The 14,186-nt window shown below is 71.4% G+C and carries 8 protein-coding genes; 4 read left to right on the forward strand and 4 right to left on the reverse strand.

The window, feature by feature from the left end:
* The first annotated feature begins 53 nt into the window (after positions 1-53).
* Positions 54-1,184: a PPE family protein gene (locus tag A5781_RS11380; RefSeq protein ID WP_067205588.1), complete on the forward strand. Its 1,131-nt coding sequence runs from the start codon at positions 54-56 to the stop codon at positions 1,182-1,184.
* Here A5781_RS11380 and A5781_RS11385 read toward each other — a convergent pair.
* Complete coding sequence (locus A5781_RS11385) at positions 1,173-3,539, reverse strand: heavy metal translocating P-type ATPase (RefSeq protein ID WP_067205174.1); 2,367 nt, start codon at positions 3,537-3,539, stop codon at positions 1,173-1,175. The two genes, A5781_RS11380 and A5781_RS11385, sit on opposite strands and share 12 nt — an antisense overlap.
* Positions 3,540-3,654: 115 nt before the next feature.
* Between A5781_RS11385 and A5781_RS11390 the strand changes: the two genes are divergently transcribed.
* Both A5781_RS11390 and A5781_RS11395 read left to right on the forward strand, forming a co-directional pair.
* On the forward strand, positions 3,655-4,059 hold the full coding sequence (locus tag A5781_RS11390) for a CBS domain-containing protein (RefSeq protein ID WP_067205178.1): 405 nt from the start codon (positions 3,655-3,657) through the stop codon (positions 4,057-4,059).
* The gene (locus tag A5781_RS11395) at positions 4,056-5,594 is read left to right on the forward strand and encodes an FMN-binding glutamate synthase family protein (RefSeq protein ID WP_067205181.1); all 1,539 of its coding nucleotides are present in this window, start codon (positions 4,056-4,058) and stop codon (positions 5,592-5,594) included. The genes A5781_RS11390 and A5781_RS11395 overlap by 4 nt, the downstream gene beginning before the upstream one ends.
* Here A5781_RS11395 and A5781_RS11400 read toward each other — a convergent pair.
* From A5781_RS11400 to A5781_RS11410, 3 genes are read right to left on the reverse strand one after another with little or no spacing between them, the layout of a single operon-like run.
* Positions 5,563-8,223 carry a cation-translocating P-type ATPase gene (locus tag A5781_RS11400; RefSeq protein ID WP_067205184.1) on the reverse strand — a complete coding sequence of 887 codons (2,661 nt, stop codon included), beginning with the start codon at positions 8,221-8,223 and terminating at the stop codon, positions 5,563-5,565. The genes A5781_RS11395 and A5781_RS11400 overlap by 32 nt on opposite strands.
* A gap of 17 nt (positions 8,224-8,240) precedes the next feature.
* Complete coding sequence (locus A5781_RS11405; protein ID WP_067205188.1) at positions 8,241-8,855, reverse strand: DUF5994 family protein; 615 nt, start codon at positions 8,853-8,855, stop codon at positions 8,241-8,243.
* A gap of 9 nt (positions 8,856-8,864) precedes the next feature.
* Positions 8,865-13,298, reverse strand: coding sequence for a cation-translocating P-type ATPase (locus A5781_RS11410; protein WP_067205591.1), 4,434 nt, complete (start codon positions 13,296-13,298; stop codon positions 8,865-8,867).
* 190 nt (positions 13,299-13,488) lie between these two features.
* On the opposite strand from A5781_RS11410, the gene phoU reads away from it, so the two are divergent.
* Positions 13,489-14,154: a phosphate signaling complex protein PhoU gene (gene phoU, locus A5781_RS11415; RefSeq protein ID WP_067205192.1), complete on the forward strand. Its 666-nt coding sequence runs from the start codon at positions 13,489-13,491 to the stop codon at positions 14,152-14,154.
* Positions 14,155-14,186: the final 32 nt, after the last annotated feature.

Consider the following 14,186-nt stretch of genomic DNA (forward strand, 5'->3'; position numbering starts at 1 on the left):
TTGTCGCCCAAGCAAAATAACCGTGCGCGTCTTGTTCGGTTGGGCGAGACGTGATTGATTTCGGGCTGCTGCCGCCCGAGATCACTTCGGCGCTGATCCACTCCGGACCCGGCGCCTGGTCAATGATCGAAGCGGCCGGCGCGTGGCAAGAGCTCAGCGCCGAACTGGAGGCGGCCGCGAGCAGCTATACCGCGGAGTTGGCGTCGCTGGCCGGGACGTGGCAGGGTCCGTCCTCGGCGGCGATGGCCCAGGCCTTCGAGCCCTACCTGGCCTGGTTGCGGACCACCGCGGCGCAATGCCAGGAAATCGCCGCATCGGTCGAAACGGTCACGGCCGCATTCGAATTGACCCACTGGACGGTGGTGCATCCCTCTGTCGTCGCGGCCAACCGGGCGCGGTTGGCGATGTTGCTGGCCACCAACTTCTTCGGTATCAACGCTCCGGCCATCGCCGAAACCGAAACCGAGTACAACGCCATGTGGGTCAACAACTCGGCGGCGATGTATCGCTACGGCGCGACCTCGCTGAACGCGGTCAAGCTCTCTCCGCTCTCGTCTCCGCCGCCCGTCGCCAACCCCTCGGGGGTCTCCACCCAGGCCTCGCTGGTGCCGGCCGCCAACGCGCTGGCAAGCTCTCAGACTTCCACGGGGTCGATCATCGACGCGCTCGGCGTCACCCCGTTCGACCCCAACAAGGGCTGGTTCGGCTACACCAGCATCTGGGGTTGGCAGTTCATCGCCGGCGGATTCCCCGTCAACCTGCTCAGCTACCTGGCGCAGCTCAATGCGGCCCAGGCACTTTCAGGCGTTGGCGCCGACATCGGCCAGGGCCTGGCGGAGGGTTCGGCTGCCTTGGCATCGGCGGATGCGAGCCTCGTGAACGCCCTCGGCTCCGGGGCGCTGGCGCCTCGGGGCGCGCTGGGCGTTTCCGTGCTGGTGGGCAAGCTGAGCATGCCGCCCGCGACGGTGGGGATGCTGCCCGGCGCGCAGTCGCCGGTGCAGCTCGCCTCGGCGGTGTCCGCGCTTCCGGCGGGGGCGGGGCAGACCCCCGCCATGCCGGTGGCGCCGATGCGGCCGCCGGTGGGCGGCAAGGGTGGCCGGGGTGACGGGCGCGACTACGAGGACATCGAAATCGGCGCGGAGCTGCCCGGCACCGTTATTAAACGGCCGCCTTCAGCGGGATAGCTTGTCCGCCAAGGCATCCCGGCCATCTGGCTTTCGCGGGCCGCCGGGTTCGTCCTCGGCGAGGGTGAAATAGCTTTCCTCCTCCTGCAGGAAATGCAGGCGTAGCAGGGCATGCAACCCGTATAGGCAGGCGAGCAGGTCGTCGAGCTGGTCGGGGCCGATCGCCCCGCTGCTCTGGGCCAAGGCCAGATGCGCGCCGATCCGGTCGGAGAGTCGCTGGATCTCCGCGTGGGTGCGGCTCATGGGGGCGGTCGCTTCCCTGGTGCCCAGCGGATCGGCCAGCGCGGGATAGAGCTGCGTCTCCTCGGCTTGCTCGTGCGGGATGATGCGCTCGGTGAGCACGGCGTGCGCGCGGCTGATCGCCTCCAGCGCCGACTGGTCGGGCGCGGCGGCCAACTGGTCGGCGGCGTCGCGCAGCAGGTCCACGGCGTCGCGCAGCTCGTCGTGTTCGGCGTCGAAGCGCCGCAACATCTGCTCGGTCGACGCGGGGAGGTCGACCTCGATGTCCGGGTTGCCGCGCAGTGCGCGCAGCGCGTTGAGGATCACGGCGACGTCGATGCCCTCCTGCACCAGTGCGCCGACCGCCGGTGGGAGCCAACCGATGGCGGCGACGGCCATCGCCGCCAGCGACAGGACCATGCCGACGACCGCGCTCTGCACGGCGATGCGCCGCGACCAGCGGGCGATGTCCATCGCGTCGGCGAGCCGCTCCAGCCGATCGGTGGTCAACACGATGCCGGCGGCCTCCGAGGACGCGGTGGCACCGCGGGCGCCCATCGCCACGCCGACCGTGGCCGCAGCCAACGCGGGTGCGTCGTTGACCCCGTCGCCGACCATCACGGTCACCGCGCGCTCCCGCTCGGTGCGCACGGCGGCCACCTTGTCGGCCGGGCTTTGTTCCGCGTACACCTCGTCCAAACCCAGCACGGCGGCGACCTCGCGGGCGGGTTCGGCGCGGTCTCCGGTCAGCATGACCAATCGGTTCAGCCCGGCTTCGCGTAGCCGGCGCAGCGTTCGCGGCGCATGGCGGCGCAACGGGTCGCGCAGCAATACCGCGCCGATGGGCCGCCCGTCGGCGCAGACCCAGGCGATCGCGGCGCCGTCCAGCAGGGCGCGATTGACCACCGCGCGGGCCCATTCCGCGGTCGCTGTATCGTGCGAGAGTTTGCCGATGTGGACCCGCCGACCGTCCAGGGTGGCGGTGACGCCGCGGCCCGGTTCCTCGGCTACCTCGGTGGGTATCGACAGCGGCAGACCGCGGGCCCGCGCCGCGGTGACGATCGCCTCGGCCAGCACGTGCGGAGACATCTGATCCACCGAGGCGGCCACCCGCAGGATCTCGAGCGCATCGCGGCCGGGCGCGGCCGCGACGTCGATGACGACGGGACGCCCCATGGTCAGGGTGCCGGTTTTGTCCATCACCAAAGTCGTTGCGTGGCCGAGGTTTTCCAGCGCGCCACCGCTGCGGATGACCACGCCGCGCCGCGACGCCCGCGACAGCCCGGACACGATCGCGACCGGTGCCGCGAGCAACAGCGGGCACGGCGTCGCCACCACCAGCACCGCCACCGCCCGCACCGGTGACCCGCTGGCGAGCCAGGCCGCCCCGGCCACCAACAGCGTCAACGGCAAGAACCACGCCGCGTACCGGTCGGCCAGCCGTACCACCGGCGCGTTCTCCGCTCCGGCCTCCGCGGCCAGGCGGACGATCTGTGCGTAGGTGCTGTCGGCGGCGGTGGCGGTGGCGTGAATCTCAAAGGCGCTGCCCGCGTTGACAACCCCGCTGCGCACCGGCTCGCCCACGCCGCGCTCGACCTGCAGCGGTTCGCCGGTCAGGACCGATTCGTCCAGCACCGCGATCGCGCCGGAAATGCGCCCGTCGACGGGCACCACTTCGCCCGGGCCCACCACGAGCAGATCGTCGACCGCGACCTCGTCCAGCGCGATCACGTCGACCGCCGACCCGACGCGGCGGCGGGCGAATCGCGGCGCGTGTTCCAGCAGCGCCCGCAGATCGTGGGACGCGCGGCGCTCGGCCGCGGCCTCCAGCGCCCGCCCGCCGGCCAGCATGACCGCGATCAACGCGCCCGCGAGGTACTCGCCCACCAGCAGCGTGCCGAGCAGCGACAACACCGCGATCAGATCGACCCCGAATCGGCCCCGGCGCAGGGCGGCCAGCACCCACACCACCGCGGGGACCACCGCCACCACCGTGCCCGCGATCCAGCAGCCGTCGGCGACCCGCGGCGCCCCGGCAAGCCAGGCGATCCCCCCGGCCGCCAACGCGACGACGGTCACCGCGGCAAGGATCGGTTCGACCCACTGAGCGGGCCGCAACCAGCCCCGGCGTGCCATAGCGCCCATGCGTGCCAGCGTGGTCCCGCGTTCCCAAATGGGCTAGGGCCGGATGGACGCGGATTGAGGACTCAGGTCACTAGAAGGCCAGCCGCCCTCTGGCCAGCATGGAGACGTGACTGAGATATCTACGCCGGGGTCCATCCCGATCTCCACCATCACCGGTGACCCCGTGGCCCGCGTCCCGGCCGACGCCACGATCGCCGACGCCGCCAGGGCCATGGTGACCTGCGACGTGGGAGCCGTCGTGATCGGCGACGAGGCACGGCCGGGCGCGCTGGTCAGCGAGCGTGACATCGTGCGGGCGGTAGCCGCCGGGCGAAACCTCGCCACCGCACCGGTCTCCGACGTGGCCAGCACGAAACTGGTGTGGTGTGACGCCGAAGCCTCGGTCGACCAGGTCGCGGCCCGGATGATGGACCGCTATATCCGCCACGTGCTGGTGGAACGCGACGGCGCGCTGGTCGGCATCGTGTCGGCGCGCGACCTGCTGGGCGTCTACACGGAATTCGATTCTTGAAATCCCGGGCGCTGGCCGCGTTGGTCGGCGGGAGCCTGGCCGGACTGACGGGGTGGGATCTCCTGCAACGCCGTCACACCATCCTGCGCAACTACCCGATCATCGGGCACCTGCGGTTCCTGCTGGAAGCCGTCGGCCCGGAACTGCGCCAGTACATCGTGACGGACAACGACGCGGAGCGGCCGTTCAGCCGCGACCAGCGCCGCTGGGTGTACACGTCGTCGAAGCTGGCCAATCGGTACTTCGGCTTCGGCACCGACAACGACCTGGAACGGGTGCACAACTATCCGATCATCAAGCACGCGGCGTTCCCCGTCGCAGCGCCGGTGGGCGAACCCGAGCACCCCGACCCGGCGGTGCCGTTGCCGGCGGCCAAGGTGCTGGGCGGCGCGCGGGGGCGCACCAAAGCCTTCCGCCCGTCGTCGGTGGTCAACATCTCCGGGATGAGCTTCGGCGCGCTCGGCGGCGCGGCCGTCACCGCCCTGAACAAGGGCGCGGCCATCGCCGGCGCCTTGCACACCACCGGCGAGGGCGGGGTGTCGCCGTATCACCTGGGTGGCGGCGACCTGGTCTGGCAGATCGGCACCGGCTACTTCGGTTGCCGCGGCGACGACGGCCGCTTCAGCCTGCCCCGGCTGATCGATCGGGTGGCGGCCACGCCGGCGATCCGCGCCATCGAGATCAAGCTCAGCCAAGGCGCCAAGCCGGGCCTGGGCGGCGTGTTGCCGGGCGCCAAGGTCACCCCCGAGATCGCCGCCATCCGCGGCGTTCCGGTCGGGGTGGACTGCAGGAGCCCGGCCGGCCATTCCGCGTTCCGTGACGTCGACGGGCTGTTGGAGCTGGTGGAGACCATCGCCGCCGAGACGGGCCTGCCGGTCGGCATCAAATCGGCGGTCGGGGAGGAACGGTTCTGGTGTGACCTGGCCGCGCGGATGGCCCGCACCGGGACGGGCGTCGACTTCGTGACCGTCGACGGCGGGGAGGGCGGCACCGGCGCCGCCCCGCTGGTCTTCAGCGACCACGTCGCCCTGCCTTTCAAATGGGCGCAGCCCCGGGTCTACCGGGCCTTCGCCGAGCACGGGCTGCACCACGATGTGGTCTTCGTCGGGTCGGGCAAGCTCGGCATCCCGGAGAACGCGCTGCTGGCGCTGGCCACCGGCTGCGACATGATCAACGTCGGCCGAACCGCCATGTTCTCCATCGGCTGCATTCAGGCCCAGCGCTGCCACACCGGCCGCTGCCCGTCGGGCGTGGCCACCCAGTCACCGTGGCTGCAGCACGGCCTCGACCCGGACCTGAAGTCGGTGCGCTGCGCCAACTACCTCGCCACCCTGCGCTTCGAGTTGCTGCAGCTCGCCCGCACCTGCGGCTACGTCCACCCGGCGCTGGTGCCGCTGGAAGCCATCGAACTTCTCGACATCGACATGAAGACGGTGCGGGTCAACGAATTGTTGGGTTACCAGCCCGACTGGGGACTGCCGAGCCGGGCGGACATGGAGGCGATCACGGCCGTGATGTCCGGTGGCGCAAGATGAGCTTGCGGATCTCGCTGACCCACAGGACCGTGCTGGCCATGGCCCCACACACCAGCCACTGGCTCGGGGACAGCGGCGTGGTGGTGAAGGCGGTGTTGAGAACCGGCAGCTGAACAACGGCCACCTGCAGCAGCGCCGATAACCCGATCGCCGCCCACAACCAGCCGTTGGCGAAAAACCGGTGGAAGGCGGTCCGGGTCTCGGAACGGGCGTTGATGGTGTTGATCAGCTGGGCGATCACCAGCACGGTGAAGCCCGCGGTGCGGGCGGTGTCCAGGGACGACGGCAGGGGTCCGCCGGGCGCGTAGAGGTGGATCGTGACGAGCGTCGCGGCCGCCACCGCCGCGCCGATCACGACGATGTTGTTCCACATCCGGGCGTCGATGACCCGATCCGAGGCCGTGCGCGGCGGCCGGCTCATGACGTCTTCGGTGTGCGGGTCCACGCCCAGCGCCAGGGCCGGCGCGCCGTCGGTCAGCAGGTTGATCCACAGGATCTGCGTGGCCAGTAGCGGCAGCGCGACGGTGTGGCCCTGCGACAGGCCGATCGCCCCGGCCAGCACGACGCCGAAGAAGACGGTGAAGATTTCACCCATGTTGGAGGACAGCAGGTAGCGCAGGGTCTTCTTGATGTTCGAGAAGATGCCCCGGCCTTCGCGAATGGCCTGGACGATGGTCGCGAAGTTGTCGTCGGCGAGGATCATGTTCGCCGCTTCTCTGGCGACCTCGGTGCCGGTGCGGCCCATGGCGATACCGATGTCGGCCGCCTTCAGCGCGGGCGCGTCGTTGATACCCTCCCCGGTCACGGCGACGATCTCGTGGTCGGCCTGCAGCGCGTCGATGATGCGCTGTTTGTCCGCCGGATCGACCTGGGTGTACTGCGAGTGCAGGCGCACCGTTTCCCGCAGCTGCTCGTCATCCAGCGTGGCGAGTTCAGCGCCGGACACGGCCGACTCGCCGTCTTCGATACCCAGCTTCCGGGCGATGCGCGCCGCCACCCGGGGATGGTCGCCGGTGATCATCACGACCCTCACCCCGGCGCGGCGCGCCTCGGCGATCGCCGCCGCCGCCTCCGGTCGGGGTGGATCCGTGATCCCCACCATGCCCAGGTACACCAGGTGCCCTTCGGACCGGCAGGCGACCGCGACGGTGTGCAGGGCGTCGAGCGCCAGCCGCTCGGCATCGCTTCGGATCGCGGCCCGTGTCGAGTCGTCGAGCCGAGCCAGCCGATCGCCGGCCATTAGGTGCGTGCAGTGGCCGAGCACCTCGTCGGGCTCGCCCGTCGTCACGTCGGCCGGAGTCGGGCGGGGTCCGTCGCCGAGCTTCCGTCGGGCCACCAGGAAGGCCGCGGCGAGGGGATCGCCGTGGATCGTCCACCGACCGTCGTGCGCGTCGAGGGTGGCATTACAGGCGGCGGCGGCGCCCCCGTCGAGCACCAGGGCGGCCTGGCGCCGCAGGTCGTCGCCCTCGGGCAGCGCCGACCCGCCCCGCTCGAGGCGACCCTCGGGCCGGTACCCGGCGCCGGTGACTTTCACCTCGCCGAGGGGGGTGACGACCCGCACGATCGTCATCTCCCCGGTTGTGAGCGTGCCCGTCTTGCCCGAGCACACCACCGACGCCGACCCCAGGGTCTCGGCGGACGACAGCTCCTTGACGACGGCGTTCTGGCCGGCCATCCGCCGCATGCCCAGCGCGAGCACGACCGACATGATGGCCGGCAGGCCTTCCGGCACGGCCGCCACGGCCAGCGATACGCCCAGCAGCGCTGCCGTCACCACGTCGTGGGCGGTATGCATGCCGAAAACCAGGAGAATGGTCGCGATCACCACGACGGCGATCACCAGCACTCCGATCCCCAGCAGTCGGCTGGCCCGGGCCACCTCGCGCTGCAACGGTGTCGACTCATGGTCGGCGATGCGCACCAGGCCGGCGATCTGCCCGGTCTGGGTCGCCATCCCCGTAGCGGTCACCACCGCCCGCCCGACGCCCGTGCTGACCGCGGTGCCCTTGAACACCATGTCCGCTCTGTCCCCGAGCGCCGAAGGCTCGGCCAGGGTCCGGGCGTCCTTGAGCACCGGTTCGCTCAGGCCCGTCAGCGCGGCCTCCGACACCTCCAGCCCCGCGGCCGACAGCAGCCTGGCATCGGCCGCCACGGCATCCCCCTCGGCGAGCAGCAGCACGTCGCCGGGCACCACCTCGCTCGCGGGAACGGTGCGCCGCGTGCCGCCGCGGAGGACGGTCGCCGAGGTCGCGGCCATCCGCGCCAACGCACTGACCGCGCGCTCCGCGCGCGCTTCCTGCGCGTAACCCAGGAGCGCGTTCAGGACGAGGATCACCGCGATCACCACCGCGTCGACGGGCCAGCCGCCGGCCCCCTCCACAACCCAGACCGCGAGGGAGGCGACCAGCGCGGCGAGCAGCAGGTAGATCAGGGGGCTGCGAAACTGCGCCAGCAGCTTTTGGTAGGCCGGTGGCGGCGGAACGCTCGCGATATCGTTCGCGCCGACGACGGTGAGCCGGCGGGCGGCTTCCTCGGCGGTCAGCCCGAGTTCGGCGTCGGTGCGCAGCTTTTCGACGACGGCGGCGGCGTCGAGGAGCGCGGGGTCGGGGTCGATCAGCGCGGCGTCCACCGAACGCGGTCAGCCGCTCAGGGGTGGCTCGCCGGCAGCACCGACGGGGCTTCTCTGCGGGACTCCATCATGCGGTTGCGAACGATGTGTTCGACGAGGATCGGCACGAAGGTCTGGACGGGTGCGTCGACGAACTGCTCGGCGGCCTCCTCGGACCAGCGCTTGATCTGCGCGGTTCGTTGCTCGTCGCCGAGCCCCTCATGGCGGGCCAGGTTGTCGGCGACGTCGGCCACGGATCGCGCCACCGTTGACCGGCTGCGCGACGGCACCCCGTCGTCGGCGGGCACCCGCGCCTGCTCCAGCGCCTGACGGGCTACCTCGTCGCCGGCATCGGGGCGGATGACGTGCAGTGTGAGGTGGTGGCCGTTCTCCCCGATCAGGATGACGCTGGACGGCTCGTCGCTGGTGAAGGCCAGCAGTTCGACCGTGTGGCCGCCGATCTGCACCAGCGCGGGGGTGTCGTGCCAGCCGTTGCGGCGGTAGCCCACCATCACGACCGGGCCCAGCCGCTCGGACACCGCCGTCAGCAGGCCCGGCAACTCGTCGAGCAGGTTCGTCGTTCGCGGCCACCAGGCACCGTCGATGTGCTCCGATACGGACCGATAGGGCTTGAGCTGTAAGCGATTTTGCATGTGCACGCCTCAATCGTGGTCGGCGCGCCCGGGACCCGGCAGGGTCGGCCGCACCGAAGGGGTGGGACTTTGTGCCCTTTCGGGTTCGGTCGCCGGCTCGACGCCGAGCCAGCGCCGCTGCGCGCCCTGCGACGCGCGCAGCAGCAGGTCGGGGGCGACCGCCGACAGGCCGCTGGCCGCCGCCGCGGCCAGCAACCCCTGGCCCCAGGCGAGCGGGTCAAGCGGCGTGCAGCCGAACAGCTGGCTGAGTCCCGGGGTGCTGACCACCACCGCGAGCGCGCCCAGCGAGCCGACCGAGGTCAACACCACCAGCGGGGCGCGCGAATCGACCAGCGTCTGGGTGAGCTGCGCACCCACCAACGCGACCAGCGCGACCGTCGCCGCGCGGCGCGGCGGGCCGGTCACGCCGGCCATCGCCCAGCCGGCCGTGGCGCCGATCGTGGTGGCCGCACCGCGGATTCCGATCGCCCGCCACATCGCCGCCTCGTCGCGGTCGACGTCGGCGGTGCCCGTCTGGGGGCTGACGGCCAGGGCGGCGGCGGGCAGCGCGTCGGTCAGCATGTTGACCAGGAGCATCTGGCGGGCGTTGAGCACCGAACGCCCGGTCAGGACGGTGGTGAGCAGGGCGAAGCACACCTCACCGAGGTTGCCGCCCAACAGCATCGACACCGCCGACTGCACCCGCCGCCACAGCTGCTCGCCCTCGTCCAGCGCGTCGAGCAGCGCCTCGATCCGTTCATCGAGCAGCACCACGTCCGCCGCGGTGCGGGCCGCATCGCTGCCGCGCGCCGCCACGCCGATGCCCACGCTGGCCGCCCGGATCGCGGCGGCGTCGTTGACGCCGTCGCCGACCATCGCCGTCACCAGCCCGGACCGCTCGAGGGTCTGCACCACGGCGATCTTGTGTTCCGGCGTCATCCGCGCGAACACGACCCGCGACGCCGCCGCGTCGGCGCGTTGGTCGGCGGACAGGGCCTCCCAATCGCTGCCGGTGATCACCTGGTCGGCGGTGACGTCGATCCCCAGCTCCTGGGCGATCGCCGCCGCGGTCGCCGGGTGGTCGCCGGTGATCAGCCGGACACCGATGCCGCGCTCGCCGAGTTCCTTCAGCACCGCGGGGGCGGCGGCCCGTGGGGTGTCCGCCAGTCCGAGCAGGCCGACCGGGGTGAGGCCGGAGCCGCACAGGGCCTCGAGGCGGTCGGGATCCTTTGCCGCGGAGGCGGCTTCACTCGCGCTGAGTTGACGCTCGGCCACCGCCAGCACCCGTAACCCGTTGGCCGCCATCTCGTCGACCTGTTGCGTCAAGGGGTGGTCGTCGTGCAGCAGCGCCGACGCGAGCACCTCGGGTGAGCCCTTGATGGTCAGCCGGGTGCCGACGAGCGCGGCGGCGAACGGGCGACCGGATTGGAACGGCAGGAAGGCGTCCCGGGTCAGCCGCTGCGGCCCGGAGCCGTCGCCGCGCAGGGCGGGGTCTTCTGCCGCGCGGTGGATCGCATCGTCGGTGGCGTGGTCGACACGGTGGGTGTGCCGGGCGTAGCTGGTGCTCAACGCGGCATCCAGCAGCGCACCGGGGGTGTAGCCCGTCATCGGGCGCACCGCCTTGACCTTCAGCCGGTTCTCGCTCAGCGTCCCGGTCTTGTCGAAGCACACCACGTTCAGCCGGGCCAAGGCTTCCACCGAGTGCGGGTTGCGGATCAGCACCGACTCGCCGGTGAGCCGGCGCGCGGCGGCCAGCTGGGCCAGCGTCGCCACCAGCGGCAGGCCCTCCGGGATGGCGGCGACGATCAGCGTGACCGCGCTGGACACCGCCTCGCGCAACCCGGTGCCCCGCGCCATGCTGAGCAGTCCGACCAGGCCCCCGCCGGCCACGCTGAACGGCAGGGCCCGGCGGGTGATGTGCCGCAACTGCCGCTGCAGCCCGATCTCCTGCATCTTCCTCGGAGCCATCGCCAGCGCCCTGCGCATCTCCGACTGCGATCCCACCGCGGTGACCACGGCCACCGCCGTACCCGCGACCACCGTCGTGCCGGCGTAGAGCATGCAGGTCCGTTCGGCGAGCGGGGCGCCCGGCGTGGGGTCGGTCTGCTTGGCCACCGGCAGCGATTCGCCGGTCAGCGTCGACTCGTCGACCTCCACGTTCGAGGCGTGCAGCAGGCGGGCGTCCGCTGGCACCACCTCGTCGACATGGACTTCGATGATGTCGCCCAGCCGCAGCCGCTTGGTCGGCACCTTCTCGCGACGGTGCGCGTCCAGCGCACCCACCCGCCGCCTCGCCGGCGGATCCTGCACCGCCAGCAGGCGATTCAGGGTGCTCTCCGCGTGCAACTGCTGCTCGGCCGACAAGGCGGCGTTCACCAATAGCACGCTGCCCACCAGCACGGCATCCAGCGGCGAGCCGAGCAGCGCGCTGGCCGCCGCGCCGGTGGCCAGCAGCGGGGTGATGGGGTCCGCCAGGTCACCGCGCATCTCCTCGGCAAAATCGCGGACGACTCCCCACGACGCCACGCTGGCGTCGTGCAGCGCGCGAACCGGTGGCACCTGCTGCCACCAGGCGGCCGTCTCCTCGCGGTCCTCCTCCGTTGGGCGGGGCAGCAGCCGCTGCACCTCGGCAACCGGTAACGCGTGCCAGTCGTGGCTGGTTTCGGGCTCCGGCAGCGGATCGCGCAGCGTCTTCACGGCCGCCCGGTACCCGAACCACAGGCTGGCGAACATGCCGACGTTGACCGATGCCGAACTTCGCCCGGGCACACCGGGAATCAGCATCAACGCGCCGATCGCCGAAGCCGACGCGGACAACCGGACGGCGTTGTCGGTGGCGGCGCGCGCGGCGGGCAGCGCGTGCAACAGCCGCCAGGCGCCCGTCAGATCTTGCGCGATCACGTCGGCGCCCCAGGGCGGGGAATGCCCGGGCCGCAGCAGGCCGATCGTCACGTCGGAGCGGTGCGCGGCACGCATGTCCGACGTGGTCAACAGCGCCACGGTGTTCCCGGCGGCCTTCAGTTCCGCGACGGCCGCCGCCACCGCGTGGTCGATCGACCCGTCCGCGGGGTAGAGCTGGTCGAAACCTTGTGCCAGGGAACGTAATCCGTCGTCGTCGAGGGAATAGACGCGTGGCTGTGACCGCCGCGCCTCGGTCAGCACCGCGGCGGCGAACGGATTGCGGACGGGGCTGATGAGTGCCTCGCCGACGCTGCCGGCCCCGGGTATGTCGGTCAGCGGGTGCCATCCCGGTTTCAGGCCGTCGTTGTCGAGTGCGGCCCGAACCGCCTCCCAGGCGTGGGCGCGGGCCGAATTGTCCACTCCGAGTACCCGACTGACCGTCAATTCGTCGGTGTACAGCGCGCGCGGGTCCACCATGATCGCGTCGATCCGGTCGAGTGTCCGCAACACCCGGGGGCGCAGCACCAGCGCGTCGTGGCGGGTGGAAAGGCCGCGGTTCATCGTGCAACCGAACGCTTCCCGCACGGTGCGCAACGGCTTGGGCATGGCGGCCAGCGCGGCCGCGCCGGCCGCGTCGGGGTTGCGGGTGAGCAAGCCGACCGCGGCGGCGGCTCCGAGGCCCGCCATGCCGATGCGGTTGGCGTAGCGTTCCGCGGGCCCGTCGGGGGGCGCTGGGTTGGCGATCGGCGCCGCGCCGGCGTCGTCGGCCACCGGCCGGCCGGCCAACCCGGGCTCATGCCGGGACCACGCCAGCCTGCCGTTCCACGCCTCGGCCGCCAGCATGGTGCGGGTGGCGGCCTCGGCGGCCGCCGCCGTCGGCGACAGCGTCAGGGCGGCGGCGGTGGCGTTCACGATGCCGAACAACACGTCGGTGCCGTCGGGCCCGAGACGCCGCTCCAGCTCCCTGCGCAGCCGCGGCAGGTGGTCGGCGACCGTCGGCGGTACGGCCACCAAGTCCGGCAGTCGGGGCAGCCGCAGCAGACTGCCGGTCAGTGAAAGGCCAAGGCCCACAGAGGCGGCCGTGGCCGCGACCATCCGGCCCATCAGTAGCGCGTCGTCGCCCGGCAGGCTGGCCGGCAGCTGCCTGCCCGCGCGCCTTCGTTCGGCGCCGGCGACTGTCCGGGACAGCTCCGAGGCCGACGGTCCGCCGTCAGCCACGGTGACCACCACCCGCGCGAGGGTGCGGTTGAGGTAGGCCTGCCGTACGCCGGGTGTCGCGCGGACGGCCGCCAAAACGTCGGTCGCGATCGCCGCGGCCTGTGCACTTTCCAGACCCCGCACCTCGATCCAGTGCCGCGCACCGTTACTGCTGGTGCGCCGCGCCGGTGGTCCGCCCGCCGCCTCGAGCACCGCGCCCGCCGCCGCGCGGGTCAGCGCCGGAACGTCCGGCGTGGCGCGCACCAGGGACCTGCCCATGCTCATCGCGACATTGCCGCCCAACAGGGCGGTGCCGGCGGCGATCTCGGTACCCACGGCGGCGACGCGCAGCGGCGCCAACAGCATGCCCAAGCCGGGCAGGCCGCGTCGTGTGGTCACCGTGCTCTCCCGGCTCACATGGATCGTTGGAGTGTTCTCGGCATGGTAATAGCGGCAGATTAACGGGCGGTGGCGCGCGGGGGAGGAGTCGTTCAGGCCCTTTTCGGGTGGCTTTCGTCCCTTGTGAAATCGGCTCGCATTGGGCCACCGTTGCGCTATGCGAACCGCCTATCACCAACAGCTGGCCGAGTTGACCGTTGAACTCAGCCAGATGTGCGGCCTGGCCAACGACGCCATGCGGCGGGCAACCGAAGCCCTGTTGGAGGCCGACCTTGAGGCCGCCGAAGAGGTCATCCGGGAACACGACCGAATGGTGGTGATGCGGGCGCGAGCGGAACGGGAAGCGTTCGCGTTGCTGGCGCTGCAACAACCGGTTGCCGGCGAGTTACGGGCGGTCTTCAGCGCTGTACAGCTCATCGCCGACATCGAACGAATGGGCGCACTGGCCGTGCACGTCGCCAAGATCGCCCGGCGGGAGCACCCGAATCGGGTACTTCCGGAAAGGGTCCGCGCGTGTTTCGCCGACATGGCCAAGGTGGCAATCGCCTTGGGCGACAGCGCAAAACAGGTGCTGATTTCCCACGATCCGCAGCAGGCAGTCCGACTTCGCGAACAAGACGACGCGATGGACGAGCTCTACCGGCAGTTGTTCAGCGTGCTGTTGGATGACGACTGGACCGACAACATTCCCGGCGCCGTGGACGCGGCGTTGCTGGGCCGCTTCTACGAGCGCTTCGCCGATCATGCCGTGGAAGTCGGCCGCCGGGTCGTCTTCATGGTCAGCGGCGACCTGCCCGCGCAGGACGAAATCTCCACCTACTGAGAGGCGCTGGACGGCCTGGGCTGAGAGGATGG

Source organism: Mycobacterium sp. 852002-30065_SCH5024008 (assembly GCF_001665645.1).
Taxonomy (GTDB): Bacteria; Actinomycetota; Actinomycetes; order Mycobacteriales; family Mycobacteriaceae; genus Mycobacterium; species Mycobacterium paraffinicum.